Origin of the sequence: Nocardia tenerifensis NBRC 101015 (assembly GCF_000308715.1) — a bacterium.
Classification (GTDB): Bacteria; Actinomycetota; Actinomycetes; order Mycobacteriales; family Mycobacteriaceae; genus Nocardia; species Nocardia tenerifensis.
This window is the reverse complement of the sequence record NZ_BAGH01000358.1, coordinates 1-19768: the sequence shown is the minus strand read 5'-3', so window position 1 is coordinate 19768 and position 19768 is coordinate 1. Positions and strand designations below refer to the sequence as shown.

16 protein-coding genes are annotated in these 19768 nt (G+C 69.2%); 9 read left to right on the top strand and 7 right to left on the bottom strand.

Annotated elements, in window-relative coordinates:
- On the bottom strand, positions 1-390 hold a 390-nt coding region (locus tag ON39_RS28700), incomplete at its 3' end, for a GntR family transcriptional regulator (RefSeq protein ID WP_040739064.1).
- 80 nt (positions 391-470) lie between these two features.
- Here ON39_RS28700 and ON39_RS28695 point away from each other — a divergent pair.
- Positions 471-1157, top strand: coding sequence for a pyridoxamine 5'-phosphate oxidase family protein (locus tag ON39_RS28695; RefSeq protein WP_040739063.1), 687 nt, complete (start codon positions 471-473; stop codon positions 1155-1157).
- Between the two features lie 152 nt (positions 1158-1309).
- The gene (locus ON39_RS28690; RefSeq protein WP_040739060.1) at positions 1310-2506 is read left to right on the top strand and encodes a PucR family transcriptional regulator; all 1197 of its coding nucleotides are present in this window, start codon (positions 1310-1312) and stop codon (positions 2504-2506) included.
- On the opposite strand, the gene ON39_RS28685 is transcribed toward ON39_RS28690, so the two are convergent.
- Together ON39_RS28685 and ON39_RS28680 are read right to left on the bottom strand one after the other, a co-directional pair.
- Entirely contained in the window at positions 2507-3817 is a 1311-nt protein-coding gene (locus ON39_RS28685) for a hypothetical protein (protein ID WP_040739059.1), read from the bottom strand.
- 52 nt (positions 3818-3869) lie between these two features.
- On the bottom strand, positions 3870-4643 hold the full coding sequence (locus tag ON39_RS28680) for a crotonase/enoyl-CoA hydratase family protein (RefSeq protein WP_040739058.1): 774 nt from the start codon (positions 4641-4643) through the stop codon (positions 3870-3872).
- Positions 4644-4696: 53 nt separating this feature from the next.
- Here ON39_RS28680 and ON39_RS28675 point away from each other — a divergent pair, with 53 nt between their 5' ends.
- From ON39_RS28675 to ON39_RS46220, 3 genes are all read left to right on the top strand, one after another.
- Positions 4697-5338: a TetR/AcrR family transcriptional regulator gene (locus tag ON39_RS28675; protein WP_040739070.1), complete on the top strand. Its 642-nt coding sequence runs from the start codon at positions 4697-4699 to the stop codon at positions 5336-5338.
- A complete protein-coding gene (locus tag ON39_RS28670; RefSeq protein WP_040739057.1) occupies positions 5325-6944 on the top strand; it encodes an acyl-CoA dehydrogenase family protein in 1620 nt (539 codons plus the stop codon). Before ON39_RS28675 ends, ON39_RS28670 begins: the two co-directional genes overlap by 14 nt.
- A gap of 519 nt (positions 6945-7463) precedes the next feature.
- Positions 7464-8990, top strand: a complete 1527-nt coding sequence (locus tag ON39_RS46220; protein WP_051187282.1) for a M4 family metallopeptidase — start codon at positions 7464-7466, stop codon at positions 8988-8990.
- Positions 8991-9062: 72 nt separating this feature from the next.
- Here the strand turns inward: ON39_RS46220 and ON39_RS28660 are convergent, their stop codons facing one another.
- Positions 9063-9467, bottom strand: a complete 405-nt coding sequence (locus ON39_RS28660; RefSeq protein ID WP_040739067.1) for a nuclear transport factor 2 family protein — start codon at positions 9465-9467, stop codon at positions 9063-9065.
- A 129-nt stretch (positions 9468-9596) separates the two neighbouring features.
- On the opposite strand from ON39_RS28660, the gene ON39_RS28655 reads away from it, so the two are divergent.
- Positions 9597-10277, top strand: a complete 681-nt coding sequence (locus ON39_RS28655; RefSeq protein ID WP_040739056.1) for a nucleoside/nucleotide kinase family protein — start codon at positions 9597-9599, stop codon at positions 10275-10277.
- A 9-nt stretch (positions 10278-10286) separates the two neighbouring features.
- Here the strand turns inward: ON39_RS28655 and pgi are convergent, their stop codons facing one another.
- Positions 10287-11924: a glucose-6-phosphate isomerase gene (pgi, locus tag ON39_RS28650; RefSeq protein ID WP_040739055.1), complete on the bottom strand. Its 1638-nt coding sequence runs from the start codon at positions 11922-11924 to the stop codon at positions 10287-10289.
- Positions 11925-12018: 94 nt separating this feature from the next.
- Here pgi and ON39_RS28645 point away from each other — a divergent pair, with 94 nt between their 5' ends.
- The gene (locus tag ON39_RS28645; RefSeq protein ID WP_040739066.1) at positions 12019-13473 is read left to right on the top strand and encodes an NAD-dependent succinate-semialdehyde dehydrogenase; all 1455 of its coding nucleotides are present in this window, start codon (positions 12019-12021) and stop codon (positions 13471-13473) included.
- A 149-nt stretch (positions 13474-13622) separates the two neighbouring features.
- Here ON39_RS28645 and ON39_RS28640 read toward each other — a convergent pair whose 3' ends face one another.
- The gene (locus ON39_RS28640) at positions 13623-13916 is read right to left on the bottom strand and encodes a chorismate mutase (RefSeq protein ID WP_083894749.1); all 294 of its coding nucleotides are present in this window, start codon (positions 13914-13916) and stop codon (positions 13623-13625) included.
- Positions 13917-14290: 374 nt separating this feature from the next.
- Between ON39_RS28640 and pcrA the strand changes: the two genes are divergently transcribed.
- Both pcrA and ON39_RS28630 read left to right on the top strand, forming a co-directional pair.
- On the top strand, positions 14291-16912 hold the full coding sequence (gene pcrA / locus ON39_RS28635) for a DNA helicase PcrA (RefSeq protein WP_040739051.1): 2622 nt from the start codon (positions 14291-14293) through the stop codon (positions 16910-16912).
- A 17-nt stretch (positions 16913-16929) separates the two neighbouring features.
- Positions 16930-17355, top strand: coding sequence for a hypothetical protein (locus ON39_RS28630; RefSeq protein WP_040739049.1), 426 nt, complete (start codon positions 16930-16932; stop codon positions 17353-17355).
- Positions 17356-17868: 513 nt separating this feature from the next.
- Here the strand turns inward: ON39_RS28630 and ON39_RS28625 are convergent.
- Entirely contained in the window at positions 17869-19254 is a 1386-nt protein-coding gene (locus ON39_RS28625; protein ID WP_083894747.1) for a DUF1731 domain-containing protein, read from the bottom strand.
- Positions 19255-19768 lie beyond the last annotated feature (514 nt).

Here is a 19768-nt window from a genome sequence, read left to right as displayed (position 1 = left end):
GTCGGCGGCGGCGCGCCAGGCGCGTCGCCACGCGGCCCGATCGATGACGTCCGCGCACGGCGCGCCAGGTTCCAGGTCCAGCAGGGCTGGGCCGTCGCCGGTGCCGCCGGGCTCGGGCGAGCGCGGCGCGGCGGCCGGTGGCGCGGTGGTCAAGTAGGTGCCTGAACCGCGCTTGCCGCTGATCCAGCCCTCCGCGTGCAGCTGATCGAAGGCGGCGGCCACGACGGTGCGGCTCACGCCGAGCCGCTCGGCCAGCGAGCGCGACGACGGCAGCCGATCGCCGCCGCGCAGCAGGCCGTTGCTCGCCGCGGCCCGTAGGCCGTCGGCGACCTGCACCGACAGCGGCTCGGGCAGCGCGCGGTCGAGGTCGAGGGGCAGTTCGTCGAGCACCGATCACCTACCGATTGGACTGTGCGAATTTGCTTGAATTGGCACTTTCATAATGCCACTCGAGCTTCGATGCTGGTGTCATGACCGAAACGCCCAGGATCCCGCTCTCGCCCACCACCCGCAGCACGCTCACGCGGTCCAAGGAGCGCGCCCGCATTGAGCGGGCGGAGCTGGACGCGGTGCTCGACGCCGGTCTGGTCTGCCACCTCGGCGTGCTGCTCGGCGGCGCGCCGGTCGTGCTGCCCACCATCTACGGACGCGAGGGCGACACCCTCTACCTGCACGGCTCCACCGGCGCGGGCAATATGCGCGCGGCCATGACCGGGCCCGTGTCGGTGGCGGTCACGCTGGTCGACGGCGTCGTCTACGCCCGTTCGGCGATGCACTTCTCGATGAACTTCCGCTCGGCGGTGGTGCACGGCCGGCCCGTGGAGATCACCGATCCCGCGGCGCGGGTGAACGCGTTGCGGGTGATCACCGAGCACGCCGCGCCGGGCGCCTGGTCGCGGGTTCGTCCGCCGAGCAAGAAGGAACTGGCCGCCACGATGGTGCTCGCGCTCGATCTCACCGAGGCCTCGGTGAAGGTCCGCTCCGGCGGGCCGAAGGACGACCCGGCCGATATCGACAACGGCGGTGTGTGGGCGGGGGTGCTGCCGGTGCGCCAGGCGTGGGGCGAGCCGATCGACTCCGCCGATCTCGAGTCGGGGCTCGCGGTGCCGGGCGATGTGCGCGAGCGCGCGGAGCCGAGTCTTCTACCGGTGCGGTGACGGTGTGTTGCTTGCCGCCGATCGTTCCCCTGACCAGAATTCGCCCCCGGGCTTGTGCACGTGACGGAATCTTCGGTTGGTTGAGTGCACTAACGAGGCGGGACCGAAGCTGCCTATTGTGCGAGTGGGTTTGTCTGTGCCAACAATGTGCGGTGACCGCTCGTCCTGACCCCGCCGCGCTGGATGATCTCTCCGACTATCTGCGCGCGCTGCTGCCCGATGTTGCCCGCGATACGCTGGCCGGCGTGCTCGGCGAGGTGCCCGACTATCGGGAGCTGCCCGCCGAGACGCACGGCCGGGATCTGCCCAGCGCGGCCGAGGCCAACCTGCGGCTGTTCCTGCGGACGCTGGCCGAGCGGCGGGCGCCGCACCCGGAGGAGCTGACCGGCCTTGTCGACATCGCGGTGCGGCGGGCCAGGGCCGGAATCTCCTTGGACACGGTGCTTTCGGTGTATCACCACGGCGCGCTGGCGGCGTGGAACTCGGTGGCCGCCGCCGCGACGACACCCGAGCAGCGCGAACAGCTCTTGGCCGCAGTGCCTTACGTGCTGCGCTACCTCGGCGCGGTGACGCCCGGCGTCGCGGGCGCCTATCTGCGCGAGCGCCAGGATCTGCACTGGGAGCAGCGCGAGGCCGAACGCGCCGTGGCGGAGGCGCTCGTGCACGGCAAGCCCGTCCACCTGCTGGCCGAGCGGTTCGGGATCTCGCTGGGCGGCGGGTTCGACGTGCTGGCCTACCGGATGGCCGAGCCCGATTCGGCGGGCGGCCATCGGCCGGTGCTGCGCATCGTGCAGTCGGAGATCGATGCGGTCTCCGGCCGGGCGCTGAGCACGGTGGAGCGCGGGGGCGGCCTGCTGCTCGTGCCGAACGGAGGCGAAATCGGTTCCGCCCTGGACACTTTCGTCAGCAGGGTCGCGCACGCCACCGGCGTCCGGACGGTCGCCGGGTTCGCCGCCGCGGCCGGCGTGGACGACGTACCCGCTGCGGCTGAGGAGGCGAGTGAGATCGCCCGGCTCGCTTATCAACTCCGCAGACCGACGGCGGTGTACCGGATGGCGGACCTGGCGCTGCAATATCAGCTGGCTCGTCCCGGACCTGCCCGCACCTGGCTCCTGTCGTTGCTCGATCCGCTGCGGGACCAGCCCCATCTGCTCGAGGCGCTCCGCGCGCTCATCGACAACGACTACAACCGTCAGCAGGCCGCCGCCGCCCTTGTGGTGCACCGCAATACGCTCAACTACCGCCTCAACCGCATCGGCACGGTGACCGGCTACGACCCCAACCGGCCCGACCACGCCCAGCTTTTCGCGGCGGCGCTCACGGCGGGCGATATCGACGCGACGGAGTGATCACCAGGCGCGCGCGGACAGGCCATATTTCAGCATGGTCTGCTGTGCGGAACTAGCCAGCGCCGCAGGCGATTCGAAAGCCGACGGGTCGAGGCTTACCAAAGACAAGACGTAATCGTCGGCTATGCGGCAGAGGTAACCGGACAGGCACGTCCGGGGGAGTCGCTCAGCGGTCAGCCCGGGGTGAATCGCGCGCGCGGCGACGCCGAGACACCGATGCGGGCCGAGGGTGCGCAGGCTGGCGGGCAGCGTACCGATGTTGGAGCACAAGACATCTCGCTCGCCGGCGCCCTTGGACAAGGCGTAGGCCCAGCGGTCCGGCAGCACCTGGAGCAGTTGCTCCGGCATGCCGCCCGGACCGGACATGCGCCGCTCGTAGGCGGCGCGTGCCTTGTCACGGATCGTCGCGGGGGTGTCGGCGCGGTCGATGGTGATGTCGGTCATCGCGAGGTCGTTGTCGACCCTTGGCTCGTCGCGGGTGTCGACGGGCAGGCTCGCGGCGATCGTGTCCGCGCGGAAACCGCTGGCCCACAGCATGTTCGCGATCACAGCGATGAACAGGCTGTTGGCGGTGCCACGGTGGGCGGCGGCCGCGCGGTCCCAGTCGGCGACGGCGCACTGCACTACCGCGCCGTGCGTCGGTGGTAGCGCGGGTGCCGTCGCGGTGCGTCTCGTCACCGCCGGTGGACGTGCCGGTATCCCGTTGCGCAGAGCCCGCGCCGTTCCGCGCGCGATGATCGACCACTGCCTGCGCGCATCGGCCCAATCCGACTCGTCGAGCGTGCCGCCGCCTGCCGCGCTGCTGGGCGTTGTGTCGAAGTCCGGCCGGACTTCGACACAGGGCTTCGGCGCGTCCGAGAGGCCGGTGCCGCCGAGCGCGTCGTCCACCGCGAGCACCAGGGCTCGACCGTCGGCGAGAGCATGTGAACAGGCAAGGGAGACAAGGGAACCGCCGTCGTCCAGCGCGGTGGCCGACAGCCGCCAGCCCGGCCCGAACTCGGGGTCGAGGCCGGCGCCCTGCGCGTCGGCCCACGCCAGCAGCGTGGCGGCGTCGATCGGGCGATCAGTGAGTGCGAGCGGATAGGCCCGGGTAGTGGGCTGCCAGAAGCGGCGGGCGCCGGGCACCGCGGGCCGAATCACGCGCCGCCCCAACGGTCCGGTGCGCAGCGCCGCGTGGACCTCGTGCAGCAGCGCGGGATCGAGGCGGTCGGCGGTGCGCCACAGGCCCTGCAGCGCGATGGGGGTGCCGAGGCCGCGGTGGGTGCGCAGGAAGATCTCGTCGACGACGCTCAACCGGCCCGCCGGACGCACGGTTAGACCGCGCCCGAACGCGTTGGGCCTGCGATGTTCTCGCGCCGGCGAGTCACGAGCGCGCGCCGTGCCTGCCCGCCCCCGCGGCGAAGCGCTGCGCGCCCTCGAGTGCGCCGTTGGTCAACGCGGTCATTCCGTGGCGCAGTTCGTTGCGCAGCGCGGTCTCCTCGTCCATGCCGTCCTGCTCCAGCAGCGACATGCGGTCCGAGCGCAGACAGACCTGCGGCAGCGCGGCCAGCTCGGCGGCGAGTTGCTCTGCGGCGCTACGGGCTTCGCCGGTCGGGACGACCCGGTTCGCCAAGCCGATCCGCAGCGCCTCCTCGGCGTCCACGGGGCGGCCGGTGAGCACCATGTCCATGGCGCGGCTGCTGCCGATGAGCCGGGGCAGGCGCAGGGTGCCGCCGTCGATGAGCGGCACGCCCCAGCGGCGGCAGAACACGCCGAACACGCTGTCCTGCTCGGCGACTCGCAGATCGCACCACAGCGCGAGCTCCAGACCGCCCGCGACCGCGTAGCCCGAGACGGCGGCGATCACCGGCTTGGACAGGCGCATCCTGGTGGGCCCCATCGGGCCGTCGCCCTCCTCGGTGACCACATTGGACCGCTCGGTGCCCAGACCCTTGAGGTCGGCGCCGGCGCAGAAGGTGCCGCCGTCGCCCCAGAGCACGGCCACCGCCGCGTCGGGGTCGGCGTCGAACTCGCGGAAGGCGTCGGCCAGCGCCGCCGCGGTCGGCCCGTCGACCGCGTTGCGCGCCTCCGGCCGATGCAGGATCACCGTGGTCACCGGCCCGGTGCGCTCTACTCGTACGTTCACGCCACCGACCATACGCCGTAAAACCCCCCTTGTGGCAAGAAATGAATCCATGGTTCACTTCTTGGGTGGCCTACCGCAGAACACCCGCCGTGCAGGCCCGCCTGGACGCCCAGGCGGGGCTGATCGTGCAGGCCGCGACCGCGGTGCTGTCCAGGGCGGGCTACGCCGGGCTGTCCATGGCGGCCGTCGCCGCGGAGGCGGGCGTCGCCACCGGAACCGTCTACAAGAACTTCACCGGCAAGGCCGATCTGGTCAGCGCGGTGTTCCGCCGGGTGGTCGCGTGGGAGGTGTCCGCCGTCGCCGCGGCGAGCGCCGAGGGCACGGCCGTCGAGCGGGTGAGCGCCGCGGTGGAGACCTTCGCCGGTCGTGCGCTGAAGAATCCGAAGCTCGCCTACGTGCTGCTCGTCGAGCCGGTGGACACCGTGGTCGACGCCGAACGCCTGCGTTTCCGCCATGCCTTCGCCGAGACCTTCGAATCCGCTGTCGCGGACGGTGTTTCGCGCGGCGAGCTGCCCGCGCAGGACGCGCGGACCAGCGCGGCCGCGCTCGTCGGCGCGATCGGCGAGGTGCTGGCCGGCCCGCTGGCCTCGGCGCCGCACGGGGAATCCGTTGTCCCCGAACTCATTGCCTTCGCTCTGCGCGCACTAGGCGTGCGCGCGGAGCCGACCGTTCGCCAGAAACCAGGAGTGTCCGATGCAGACGCATGAAGTCTTCAACCAGGTGCCCGATATCGCGCCGTTCGACGTCTCGCGCGATCCCGCGCTGATCGAGGGCCTGCACCGCGAGGGCGCCGGCTGGGCCGAGGCCGAGGTGCGCGAACTCGGCGTGCTCGCAGGCGGATCCGAGGCACAGGAGTGGGGCAGGCTCGCCAACGAGCACCCGCCCGTGCTGCGCACGCACGACCGCTACGGCCACCGGATCGACGAGGTCGAGTTCCATCCGTACTGGCACGAGCTCATGAATGTCGCTGTGACGCATGGCCTGCACGGCGCGCCGTGGCTGGACGAGCGGCCGGGCACGCACGTCGCCCGCGCGGCCAAGCTCTTCACCTGGGGCGCCGCCGAGGCCGGCCACATGTGCCCCATCTCGATGACCTACGCCGTGGTACCCGCCCTGCGGCACAACAAAGAACTCGCCGCGAAGTACGAGCCGCTGCTCGGCTCGCGCGTCTACGACTTCGGCCTGCGCGAACCCTCGTCGAAGGCCGGTCTGATCGCGGGCATGTCGATGACCGAGAAGCAGGGCGGCTCCGACGTCCGCGCCAACACCACCACGGCGACGCCGCAACCGGACGGCTCCTATCGGATCGTCGGGCACAAGTGGTTCACCTCGGCGCCCATGTCGGACATGTTCCTCACCCTGGCCCAGGCGCCCGGCGGCCTGTCCTGCTTCCTGCTGACCAGGGTGTTGCCGGATGGAACGCGCAATCCCATTCGCATTCAACGGCTCAAGGACAAGCTCGGCAACAAGTCCAACGCCTCCTCCGAGATCGAGTACGAGAACGCCACCGGCTGGCTGGTGGGCGCGGAGGGCGCCGGCGTCAAGACCATCATCGAGATGGTGAACATGACCAGGCTGGACTGCGTGATCGGCTCGGCCACCGGCCTGCGCACCGGCGCGGTGTTCGCCGCCCACCACGCGCGGCACCGGGAAGCCTTCGGCGCCAAGCTGATCGACCAGCCCGCGATGCGCAACGTGCTGGCCGATCTGGTGATCGAGTCCGAGGCCGCCACCACCGTGATGATGCGGCTCGCGGGCGCCACCGACCGCGCCGGCCAGGACCCCGCCGAGGCGTCCCTGCGCCGAATCGCGTTGGCGGTCACCAAGTACTGGGTGTGCAAGCGGGCGCCCGCGCACGCGGCCGAGGCGCTGGAGTGCTTCGGCGGCAACGGCTATGCCGAGGAGTCGGGCATGCCGCGGCTCTATCGGGAGGCTCCGCTCATGTCGATCTGGGAAGGCTCCGGCAACGTCGCCGCGCTGGATGCGTTGCGCGCCATGGGGCGTCAGCCCGAGACCGTCGAGGCGTACTTCGCCGAGGTCTCGCTGGCGCGCGGGGCCGACCCGCGGCTCGACGACGCCATCGCGCGGGTCGGCAAGGAGCTCGCCGACCTCAGCGACATCGAGTTTCGCGCGCGCCGCATCGTCGAGCTCATGGCGCTGGTATTGCAAGGGGCGCAACTGGTCCGGCACGGACATCCGGCGGTGGCCGACGCGTTCTGCGCCAGCAGGCTCGGCGACGATTGGGGCATCGCGTTTGGCACGCTGCCGACCGGCGTGGACACCGGCGCCATCCTGGAGAGGGCTCTGGTCTGAGCATGTTCGGTGCGGCTTCGTGAGCCGGAAAAGCCTGGGCAACAGGAACTTTGGCGAGCTCGTCGCTGGTCGCGACGAAAGTCGTGATCTTTGCTCAATGCTACAACGGGCCGAAAAGTGTTCCGCCTGAGCAGTTTAGGTCGCCGTGTTCACGGCACTGGTGGCAAATCAATGTAATCGGAAATTAACCGAGTTGATCCATCGGGCGTAATGCGCGCGCGTCCGGGTGAATCCGAAAGATATTCGCGCATAACTTTTTATGACCCACGTGCGCCGATAGCTCGAAGATTTCCCGCGCGATGATCGCTTTCCCCAGTCTCGTCTCCAGTCGAGTTGCCCGCTCGTATGTGGTTCTACTTGGTCATGAAACCCACACATAAACGGGCGGGTCGAAATACCGCCCTCGCGTTAATTGCTGTCGGGGCAATGATCTTCGCATCGGGCCCCGGTGCCAGCGGAGCACCGCCGGCCAGTCCATCAGCGCCGGCGGGTTCCGACCTGTCCGCTGTGCCGAAAGAAGTGACGACGGACGCGCAGGGCGCCGTGCAACAGGTGGTTCCGCAAACTCCGGTTCCGGTTCCGGCGGGCACACCCGCCGAGGCCCCGGCCGCGGCGCAGGCGCACGCGGGCGGCGTACAGAAGGCGCTCGGCGCGAATGGCGATAACGCCGGCACTCTGGTCGTGGAGTCTGTGTTCCAGGTTGGTGAGGGGTCCACGGTCCGACTGCGTCAGGAGATCGACAAGGTACCGGTGTTCGGCGCGTCCGCGGCCCAGTCGCTGACCTCCGACGGTTCGCTGATCTCGGTGACCGGCGAGCTGGCCAAGAAGTCGAAGGGCAAGTTCGCCACGACGACCCCGTCGGCGCAGGTGCAGGCCACCGCGCTGAAGAAGGTCGCCGAGCAGAGCAAGGCGGCGCCCGACCAGCTGTCGGTCACCGAGACGAAGGCCTTCTGGTACGACGCGAAGCTGGCCGCCAAGAGCGAGGCAGTGGGCACGGCCGTGCCCGCGTTCAAGGTCGAGATCATCGGCGCGAGCGCCGACAAGAAGGGCGAGCCCGCGACGTGGGTCGTCTTCGTCGACGCGAACAACGCCACCAAGGTGCTCGACAGCTGGAGCGAGACCAAGCACCTCAACCGGGTCGTCTGTGACAACGCGAACCGGCGCATCGATCCCAACCGGGCCGGCTGCGGCACCGGCACCATCCGCTCGACCAGGTCGGAAGGCCAGCCGCCGAGCGGCATCGCCGATGTCGACAAGATCTACGACTACCTGGGCAACACCGAGAAGTTCTACGCCCAGTACACCAAGGTCGCGAACCTGACCAACCTCATCGGCTCCGACACCGGCGACGGCAAGGGCAAGGCGCTGCGCGCGACCGTTCGCCTGTGCACCACCACCGAGTGCCCGTACCAGAACGCCTTCTGGTCCGGCAGCTACATGGCCTACGGTTCGGGTCTGACCACCGAGGACATCACCGCGCACGAGCTCACCCACGGCGTGACCCAGAACACCAACGGTCTGGTCTACCGCAACGAGCCGGGCGCGATCAACGAGTCCATGTCGGACGTCTTCGGCGAGCTCACCTTCCTGGTGGACACCGCCAACCCGTGCAACACCGCCGCCAATCGGTGGAAGCTCGGCGCCTGCAGCTCCATCGGCGTCATCCGCGACATGAAGAACCCGAACGCCTACCAGGATCCCGACACCTACCGGGGCCCCTACTGGTACAGCGGCACCGGTGACAACGGCGGCGTGCACACCAACAGCGGAGTGGGCAACCGGACCGCGTCGATCATCGTCGACGGCGGCACCCTCAACGGCGTGACCGTCTCGCCGCTCGGCATCGAGAAGACCGCCGCGCTGTACTGGACGACGCAGACGCTTTTGTCGTCCAATTCCAACTACGGTGCATTGTCCAGCGCGCTGAAGAATGCATGCAACACCAATGTCCGTAACAACACCGCGGGCACAACGGCCGCCGACTGCGTCCAGGTGGCCAATGCCACCAAGGCCACGAAGTTGCCGCAACTGGCGACCCGTACCTAGAAATCGGTATAGGTAGCATCCGGACGTCTCACCGCGCTCGTCACGAGCGCGGTGAGATGTCCTTCTCGTGCGCTATGGCGCGATTCTCTCCAGCACCCTTTCGACGAGTGCCGTATCGCAGTGCTCGATCACCTCGGTCAATTTCCCGTCCGCGACCCGGAAGACGAAACAGTAGGTCTGGTCGTAACGGCCGCCGCGGGTGGTGATTCCGTGTCCGCGGGCCTGCACGACGACGCGGTCCTCCTCCGCGACGACGAAGTCCGCGGCTACTCGATACTCCGTGAACTGCGTCATCAGCGGGCGTAGAAGTCCTTTCAGTACAACGTCTTTCGGCTCCCACGTGCCGCTCCATGACCAGTCGCCGGGAAAGATCCAACGGAAGTCCTCCGCCATCGCCTCGCTCAGCGCGCCGGTATTGCCCGCGGCCATCTGCTCGAAGACGTGCTCCAGCAGTTTCTTGTTCTCGATCGCACTCACCCGATCGACGGTATGGACGCCGTAGGGATGCGGCAAGCGAGAGTGTCGCATGCTCGGTATGCGCGTCTCGCATACCTGCGAACGCGGCGCGCGACCTCGGCCTCGCGTCCCGGCACTACAGTGGCGGCAATGGACAGGGCGAATGCCGCAACATCGTTGAACGCGCTCGTCCGGCGGGTGCGCGAACACGCGGACGGCCGCGGCGGCCGGTACCTGCTCGGCATCGTGGGGCCGCCCGGCGCGGGCAAGTCCACCTTCTCGGTGCGTCTTCGCAACGCGCTCAACGCCGCCGGGCCGATCGCCGAGATCGCGCCCATGGACGGTTACCACCTGACCAACGCCGCGCTGCGCGCCACGGGAAGCCTTGCGCGCAAAGGGGAACCGGACACCTTCGACACCGCGGCCTTCGTCGGCAACCTGCGCAGGCTACGGGACACCCCGCCCGGCGAGCCCGTGCCGTGGCCGATCTTCGACCGCGCCGTGGACGAGCCGACCCCGGCGGGCATCGTCTTCGACCGGCAGACGATCGTGCTCACCGAGGGCAACTATCTGCTGCTCGACGACGTCGGCGATCGGGAGTGGTCGGCGGTGCGCAAGCTGCTGGACGAGTGCTGGTACCTGGACGCGCCGCGACGGCAGCTCGAGGAACGGTTGCTGCGCCGCCACATTCGCGGCGGCCGCACGCCCGCGGCGGCGCGGGTGAAGGTGCGTGACAGCGACCTGCGCAACGCCGATCTCATCGAGGCCACCAAGGCGCGCGCCGATCTCGTGCTGCGCCAGCGCGGCGCGCGCTACGAGGTACGAGCCTGAGCGTCCGGGCTACTTCTTCGCGCGGTACCACCGGATGAGCGCGTCGGTGGACGAATCCTCCTGCGGCTCAGGCTCTTCGGCGGAGGTCAGCAGCGGGGCCAGCGCCAGCGCCTGCTGCTTGCCCAACTCGACGCCCCACTGGTCGAAACTGTCGATGCCCCAGATGGTGCCCTCGACGAACACCTGGTGCTCGTAGAGCGCGATCAACTGGCCGACGACCGACGGCGTGAGCCGCGGCGCGAGGATGGTGGTGCTCGGCCGGTTGCCCGGCATCACCTTGTGCGGCACCACCTTCGGGTCGGTGCCCTCGGCCGCGATCTCCTCGGCGGTCTTGCCGAAGGCGAGCACCTTGGTCTGGGCGAACAGGTTGCTCATCAACAGATCGTGCATGCTGCCGGTGCCGTCGCGGGTCGGCAGATCGTCGGTGGGCCGGGCGAATCCGATGAAGTCCGCGGGGATGAGGCGGGTGCCCTGGTGCAGCAGTTGATAGAAGGCGTGCTGGCCGTTGGTTCCCGGCTCGCCCCAGAAGATCTCGCCGGTGGAGGTGGTGACCGGGCTGCCGTCGGCGCGCACCGACTTGCCGTTGGACTCCATCGTGAGCTGTTGCAGGTACGCGGGGAAGCGGGCCAGATCGTTCGAGTACGGCAGCACCGCACGGGATTCCGCGCCGAAGAAGTTCGAGTACCAGACGCCGAGCAGGCCGAGCAGCACCGGCGCGTTCGCGTCCAGCGGCGCGTGCGCGAAATGCTCGTCCACGGCGTGCATTCCGGCGAGGAACTCGGCGAAGCGCGCCTTGCCGATGGTCGCCATCACCGAGAGGCCGATGGCGGAGTCGACCGAGTAGCGGCCGCCGACCCAGTCCCAGAAGCCGAACATGTTGGCGGTGTCGATGCCGAACTCGGCGACCTTCTCGGCGTTGGTCGAGACGGCGACGAAGTGTTTGGCGACGGCGTCCTCGCCGAGCGCGCCGACCAGCCAGCGCCGGGCCGCGGTCGCGTTGGTCAGGGTCTCCAGCGTGGAGAAGGTCTTGGAGGCGACGATGAACAACGTTGTCGCGGGGTCGAGTCCGTCGAGCTGGGCGACCAGGTCGGCCGGGTCGACGTTGGAGACGAACCGGGCGTCGACGCCCGCGTCGGCGTAGTGCCGCAGCGCCTGGTACACCATCACCGGCCCGAGGTCGGAGCCGCCGATGCCGATGTTGACCACGGTGCGGATGCGCTCGCCGGTCACGCCGCGCCACTCGCCCGAGCGCAGCGCGTCGGTGAACTCGCCCATCCGCCGCAGCACCTCGTGCACCTCGGCGCCCGCGTCGGCGCCGTCCACGGTCAGCGACTCGCCCTCGGGCAGGCGCAGCGCGACGTGCGTGACCGCGCGGTTCTCCGAGGTGTTGATGTGCTCGCCCCGCAGCATCGCGTCCCTGCGCTCGGCCACCCCGGCCTCCTGCGCCAATTCGACCAGCAGGTCCAGGGTTTCGCGGGTCATGCGATGCTTGCTGAAGTCGATGTGCAGATCCGCGACGTCGACGGTCAGCGCACGGCCCCGCTCGGGATCGTCGGCGAAGAGCTCCCGCAGGTGCCGACCCGCGATCCCCTCGAAGTGTTCCTGCAGTTTCCGCCAGGCCGCCGTCGCGGTGATGTCGCTGCTCACGCTCGCCGAGGTTACTCACCGCCCGGCGAGCGCGCACGGCAAACACCCCGCCGGAGTCGGTGAGAACCGCGGCGGCTCGGCCTACGCTGGCCTCATGGTGTCCGAACGCGAAGTTCTCGAATCCGTCCCGACGCAGCTGTGGATCGGTGGGCCCGTGGCCGCCACCGGCGGCGGCACGTTTCCGGTGCACAATCCGGCCACGGGAGAGGTGCTGACCCAGGTCGCCGACGCGAAGCCCGAGGACGCGGTGCGCGCCCTCGACGCGGCCGTCGCCGTGCAGGCGCAGTGGGCCGCGCGGCCCTCGCGGGAGCGCGGTGAGATCTTGCGCACCGTCTTCGAGCAGATCACCGCGCGCGCCGAGGAATTCGCACTGCTGATGACCCTGGAGATGGGCAAGGCGCTGCCGGAGAGCCGCAACGAGGTCAAGTACGGCGCGGAGTTCTTCCGCTGGTTCAGCGAGGAAGCCGTCCGGGTGCACGGGCGCTATCTGCACGCGCCGTCGGGCACCGGCCGGATCATGGTGCACAAGCAGCCGGTCGGGCCGTGCCTGGCGATCACGCCGTGGAACTTCCCGCTGGCCATGGGCACCCGCAAGATCGGGCCCGCGCTCGCGGCCGGCTGCACGATGATCGTCAAGCCCGCCTCGGCGACGCCGCTGACCATGCTGCTGCTCGCCAAGCTGTGCAGCGAGGCCGGGCTGCCGGACGGGGTGCTCTCGGTGATCACGTCGAGCAGCTCCGGCGCCGTGACCCAGCCGCTGCTCGACGACCCCCGGCTGCGCAAGCTGACCTTCACCGGGTCCACCGAGGTCGGCAAGAAGCTGGTGGAGAAGTCCTCGAACGGGCTGCTGCGCACCTCGATGGAGCTCGGCGGCAACGCGCCGTTCGTGGTGTTCGACGACGCGGACATCGACGCGGCCGTGCAGGGCGCCATGCTGGCGAAGCTGCGCAACGGCGGCGAGGCGTGCACCGCGGCCAACCGTTTCCACGTGCAGAACGGCGTGCTGGAGGAGTTCACGACCAAGTTCGTGGAGGCGATGTCCAGCGGCGTCACCCTCGGCCCCGGCACCGACCCCAACACCACCCTCGGCCCGCTGATCAACGAGGAGCAGCTCGACACGGTCAGCGAACTGGTCGAGGACGCCGTCGCGGCGGGCGCCGAGGTCCGGCTCGGCGGCAAGGCGCCGGGCGGGCCGGGCTGGTTCTACCCAGCCACCATCCTCAGCGGGGTTCCGCCGCAGGCCAGGATTCTGCGCGAGGAGGTGTTCGGTCCGGTCGCGCCGATCGTCGGCTTCGCCACCGAGGAGGAGGGCATCGCTGCGGCGAACGACACCGAATTCGGGCTGGTCAGCTACGTCTACACGCGCGACCTGGATCGCGCCCTGCGCGTCGCCGAGGGCCTGGAGTCCGGCATGGTCGGCGTCAATCGCGGCGTGATCTCCGACCCGGCGGCGCCGTTCGGCGGCGTCAAGGCGTCGGGCTTCGGTCGCGAGGGCGGCACCGAGGGCATCGAGGAGTACCTGTCCACCAAGTACATCGCCCTGAGCTGACCGGTGCGGTGGGCCTCCGGGCTCACCGCACCGAGATGAAACGACCGCCCCGGGGTGATGTACACCCGGGGCGGCCTGGGGAATGCGGTTGTCTAGCTATTGCCGCATGGGTCTGAGGCCGCATTGAGCGGCCGAGGTCAGGGACTTGTTCAGTGGCCGAGGCGGCCGCGGCCGAGGCGCAGCAGCAGCATGGCGAGCGTGTGGCCTTCCTGGCCGAGTTCGCTGAAGCGCTCGAGCACCTTCATCTCGCGGTTGTGCACGAGGCGGGGCCCGCCGGAGGCCATCCTGGTCCGGCCGATGATCCGGGAGATCTCCGTGCGACGCTTGATGGCGGCGAGGATCTCGGCGTCGAGGCGATCGATCTCCTTACGGAGCTTGTCGATCTCCGCGTCGCTCTGCGGCAGCGCCGATTCGGACCCTGTCGTCGTGGCGGGGGTGCTCATCATTCATCTCCTCGTGTCAGAACATGGATCGGTGGGTGAGCCGGGCTCGTTACCGATCGGTTCTTTCACCCTGAAACAGACCTGGTGGGGCCGTGAATTGTCCCCCCTGGACGGTACGCTCAGATATAGGTGCCGCGTTCACGATATCCGGTCGGTAACCGAAACCGATGTATCGCGCGGGCGCTCGTCATGTCGCCAGTCTGCCACGGGCCGGTAGGTATGCAAAACATTTGGTTTTGTGAAAATGCTGAGAAGCGGGGCGCGCCGCCTGCCTGCGGCAGTTCACCCTCCGTTCGCCGCCGCGGTACCGAACCGCAATCGAGTCGACCCGGGGCTTCATCTCTGTCGGTGCCCGCCGGTAGCGTGGATGGGCGATGGACATCACGGTGGCTCCCCAGACGCAGGCCGGTCGCGCCCGGCAGCCGGATTCGACACAAACTCCGCAGGTCACCGGTGGTAACACCGTGATGGCGGGCGGGCAGGCCGAGGAGGTGCGTGCGGTGCGGGAAACGCGGCCGTCCGCTGTCCCCGAGCCGCCGCCGTCGACCACCGACCTAGAGCAGCGGCGTGTCGAGCGGGAGCGTCGGCGCGCCGAGGAGGCCGAGCACCTGCTCGACGGCCTGAACCCGCAGCAGCGGGCCGCCGTCGTGCACAGCGGCGCGCCCCTGCTCATCGTGGCGGGCGCTGGCTCGGGCAAGACCGCCGTGCTCACCCGGCGCATCGCCTACCTGCTCGCCGCCCGTGGCGTGACGCCGGGCCAGGTGCTGGCGATCACGTTCACCAACAAGGCCGCCGCGGAGATGCGGGAGCGGGTGAGCGGGCTCGTCGGCCCGCGCGCGAACAACATGTGGGTCTCCACATTCCACTCCAGCTGCGTCCGCATCCTGCGCATGCAGGCCGCCCTGCTGCCCGGCCTGAATTCGAATTTCTCCATCTACGATGCCGACGATTCGCGGCGCCTGCTCACCATGATCAGCCGCGACTTCGACATCGACACCAAGAAATACACGGCGCGGCTGCTGTCGACGGCCATCTCGAATCTGAAGAACGAACTGATCGGGCCGCAGCAGGCGGTCGCCGACGCCGAATCGGACGACACCGAGCTGCCCACCCTGGTCGCCCGCGTCTACACCGAGTATCAGCGGCGGCTGCGCGCGGCCAACGCGCTGGACTTCGACGACCTGATCGGCGAGACGGTGGCCCTGCTCCAGCAGCATCCGCAGGTCGCCGAGTACTACCGCCGGCGGTTCCGGCACGTGCTGGTCGACGAGTACCAGGACACCAACCACGCCCAGTACGTGCTGGTGCGCGAGCTGGTCGGCCATCACCGGGCCGACCGCGGCGAGGACGAGGCGCCGCCGAGCGAGCTGTGCGTGGTCGGCGACGCGGACCAGTCCATCTACGCCTTCCGCGGCGCGACCATTCGCAATATCGAGGAGTTCGAGCGCGACTTCCCGGACGCGGAAACCATTCTGCTGGAACAGAACTACCGCTCCACCCAGCACATCCTGTCCGCCGCCAACGCGGTGATCTCGCGCAACGAGAACCGGCGCGACAAGAAGCTGTGGACCGACTCCGGCGAGGGCGACCTGATCACCGGTTACGTCGCCGACAACGAGCACGACGAGGCCGCGTTCGTCGCCCGGGAGATCGACAAACTGGTCGACCAGGGCGAGGCCAACTACGGCGACGTCGCGGTGTTCTACCGGACCAACAACAACTCCCGCGCGCTGGAGGAGATCTTCATCCGGATGGGGCTGCCGTACAAGGTGGTCGGCGGCGTCCGGTTCTACGAGCGCAAGGAGGTGCGCGACATCGTCGCCTACCTGCGCGTGCTGGAGAACCCCGACGACGCGGTGAGCCTGCGCCGGATCCTGAACACTCCGCGCCGAGGCATCGGCGATCGGGCCGAGGCGTGCGTCGCGGTGCACGCCGACCAGCGCGGCATCGGTTTCGCCGCCGCGCTGCGGGACGCGGCCGACGGCAAGGTCGCGCTGCTGAATACCCGGGCGCAGCGGGCGATCGCCGGCTTCCTCGACCTGCTCGAGGAGATCAGGGCGGCGGGCGTGCAGGAGGATCTCGACTTCCCCGACGTCGGCAACGTGGTCGACGCGGTGCTCGAGCGTACCGGCTACCGGGCCGAGCTGGAGGCGTCGGACGACCCCCAGGACGGCGCCCGGCTGGACAACCTCAACGAGTTGGTCAGCGTCGCACGGGAATTCAGCTCGGAGGCGCACAACAACGCGGAGGCGGCCCGGCAGGAGGGGCTGCTGCCGGAGGTGGCCGAGGGCGAGCCCGATCCGGGGTCGCTCGCCGCGTTCCTCGAGCGGGTCTCGCTGGTGGCCGACACCGATCAGATCCCGGACGAGGGCACCGGCGTGGTCACGATGATGACCCTGCACACCGCCAAGGGCCTCGAGTTCCCCGTGGTGTTCGTGACCGGCTGGGAGGACGGTCAGTTCCCGCACATGCGCGCGCTCGGCGACCCCACCGAGCTGGCCGAGGAGCGCCGGCTCGCCTACGTCGGCATCACCAGGGCGCGCAAGCGGCTGTACCTGACCCGCGCGGTGGTGCGCTCCGGCTGGGGGCAGCCGGTGTCCAACCCGGAATCCCGCTTCCTGCAAGAGATTCCGGATCACCTGATCGACTGGCGGCGGCTGGAGCCGACGGGGTCCTCGGCGACCCGAGGCCTGCGCAGGCGCGGCGACGACGACCGGATGGAGCGCGACTGGACGCGCGGTGACGGCTGGTCCGAGCCGCGTCCCGGCGTCCGCGGAGACCGTGGGCCACGCCGCCCCGCGCCCGGCGGCGGGGGCAAGAACAATGCCAATCTCGTTCTCGCCGTGGGCGATCGCGTCAGCGACGACAAGTACGGGCTTGGCAAGGTGATCGCCGCGGACGGGTTCGGCCCGCTGGCCACGGTGACCATCGACTTCGGCACCGCAGGCAAGATCCGCCTCATCCCGCAGTACAGCAGGACACTGGTGAAACTCTGATTCGGTAGGGATCGATCATGGACACGGTGGCGCAGCACGTCCTCTGGTTGCTTCCGGCGCTCTGGCTCGGCATGGTGCTGGCCATCTCGTTCCTGGAGGCGCCGCTGAAGTTTCGGGCGCCCGGGGTGACCGTGGCGCTCGGTCTCGGCATCGGGCGGTTGGTGTTCCGGGCCTTGAACACCGTCGAGGCCGTGCTGGCCGTCGCCCTGGTGCTGGCGGCGCTGGTGGTCGGGCCCGCCGGAGGCGCCTGGGCATGGCTGGTCGTCGCCGTGGTGCTGCTTGCTGCACAGATCCTGCTCGTGCGGCCGCCGTTGAGCCGGCGCGCTGATCGAGTGCTGGCGGGGGAGGAGTTGCCGCGCTCGCACGCGCACTTCTGGTACATCGGGTTGGAAGTGGGCAAGGTCGTCGCGCTGATCGGGTTGGCGATCGCGGCAGCTCCTTAGGCGAGGACTGCGGTGGCAGGACGATCGAAGCCTTGTTCAGCCGCGTAGTCGCAGCATCTGCGCGGAGGTTGGTCGAGGTTGTCGCGTTGTTCGGGTTGGTTACGACGTAGGCGGCTACTGAGATCGGTGCGGCCGCAGGATGGTCGAAGTCTCGTTCAGCCGCGCAGTAGCAGCATCTGCGCGTCGGCTGGTCGAGGCCGTTGCGTTGTTCGGGTTGGCCACGGCGGCAACGACGTAGGCAGCTACTGAGATCGGTGCGGCCGCAGGATGGTCGAAGCCTTTGCGCCGCGCAGTTGCAGCACCTGCGGTACATCGGCTGGAGGGCGTCGAAGTTTGTCGCGTTGAGGCGAGTTGGCGTTCGCGGTGGCCCCGTGGTCGGCCACGAGATCAGCGTGGCAGCAGGAAACCGTGTTCAGCCGTGTAGCGAACCGTCTGCGATCATCGGCTTGGAGGGCGGTCGCAGGTTGTCGCGTTGAGCGGGCGGACGTTCGCGGCGGCCAGGTGGCCAGCCCACTAGTGTCGGCGCGGCAGTAGGTCGGTCAGGGCCTCGTCGAGGGTGGGGAAGCGGAAGGTGAAGCCGCTGCGGCGCAGCACCTCCGAGGTGGCGTGCCGACCCGTCAGTCCGAGCGCCGGATCGCTGCGCAGGACTACCGCGCCGAGCTTCAGGATCGCCGTGGGCGTCGGCGGGGCGGGTGGGCGGCGCAGGTGCCTGCGCAGGGCGGCCATCAGTTCTCGGTTGCGCACCGGAAAGTCGGTGGCCGCCACCAGGATTCCGTCTGGCAGCGTGACCTGTGGGTCGAGGCCGAGCGCGGCGCGCACGATGGCCAGCCAGTCCTCGACGTGAATCCAGCTGAACCACTGGTCGCCCGGGCCGACGCGCCCGCCGAGGCCCGCCTTGGTGAGCTGGCCGAGACGTTTCAGCGCGGGCGCCTGCGGGTCGAGCACGATCGAGGTGCGCAGAATGGTCGAGTGCGCGGCGTTCGCGCCTTCGAAAGCTCGCTCCCAAGGCTCGGCCACCCCCGTCATCTGCGGCAGCCCCGTCGGCACCGGAGTCGTTTCGGTGCACCGGTTTTCGCCTGCGTCCGACCAGATCGCGGTGGTGCTCGCCTGCACCCAGTGATCGATGGGTCGGACGAGGCTAGCGGCGGCCTCGACCAGTGCGCGGGTGGAATCCACTCGGCTACGCCGTAATTCGGCGATATTGCGTTCGCTGGGTCGGCAGTCGACCAGCTTGCCCGCCAGGTTGACCACGGCGGCCGGACCCGGATTACGCAGTGCGTCAACCCAATTGGCTACAGATTTGCCGTCCCACTCCCTCTGCTCGAACGGCAGCCCCGGATCACGTCGCCGAGTGAGAATGATCACCCGATGGCCGCGACAGGTCAGATCGGCGGCAATATGTCTACCCAATGCACCTGTGCCACCAGCAATTACAGCAGTGAGCGCCGTCGCCGGCGGATCGATACCGGCCAGCTCGGCCAGTCGCGCGAAGCAGACGCGAGCGTCATTCTCCAGCAGTGCGCCGACGACCGCCCTGGCCACCGGGGCCGACGGCCCCGTGAAGGTAAGCCGCTGGCTGATCTCGGTCCCTCCATCACGCGGCACCAGCGTCCAGGTGAGCCGCATGCGCCCCGCAGGCTCCGGCTGTTCCAGGCTCAGCTCACGCCCCGGAACCAGCGTGCTGATAACAAACGGCGGCGCCGTCCGCCCATGCATCCCCGCCGTAACCCGCCCCCGCGGCAGGTAATCACCCGTGGTCCCCACCCCAACCGGCCCATGCAGCCGAACCGAGCCGACCCCCGGATTCCACTGCGGCCACCGCGTCAAATCCGCCACCACACCCCAAACGAGTTCCGTCGGCAGCGCAATGAACTGGGTGTACGTCGTTGTACGTGCCATACCTCCGACGCTAGCCCCCTCCCCGCCCGAACAATACGTGCGCATCATCACCCGGGCCCGCACCCCAACTATCGAGCAGAGTCAAATGGTGGCTGAATGATCTTCACCCGCAACCATTTGTCTCTGCTCGATCCTCCTGGGCGACCATTTGACTCTGCTGATCTTGAACGCGCGGCGCGCGTCGCTCCATGGGGCGCAGCGTCTGCTCGAATACTCCGGGCACGTCAGCGGTTCGGCGGACGTTCGGCGGTCCGCGTCGAACTTACTGCTGGGCCGCGTCGTCGACCTGAACAGGTTGCATGGCGACGTACGTCAGCGCACTCCATGGGCCGCAGCGTCCGGTCGCGTCCTCCGGGCGCGTCAGTGGTTCCACGGACGTTCGGCCGTCCGGGTCGAACCTGCTGATGGCCGGCTCTTCGAGGTAATCGGGCTGCACGGCGACGTATGCCAGCGCGCTCCGTGAGCAGAGTCAAATGGTGGCTGAATGATCTTCCTCCGCAACCATTTGACTCTG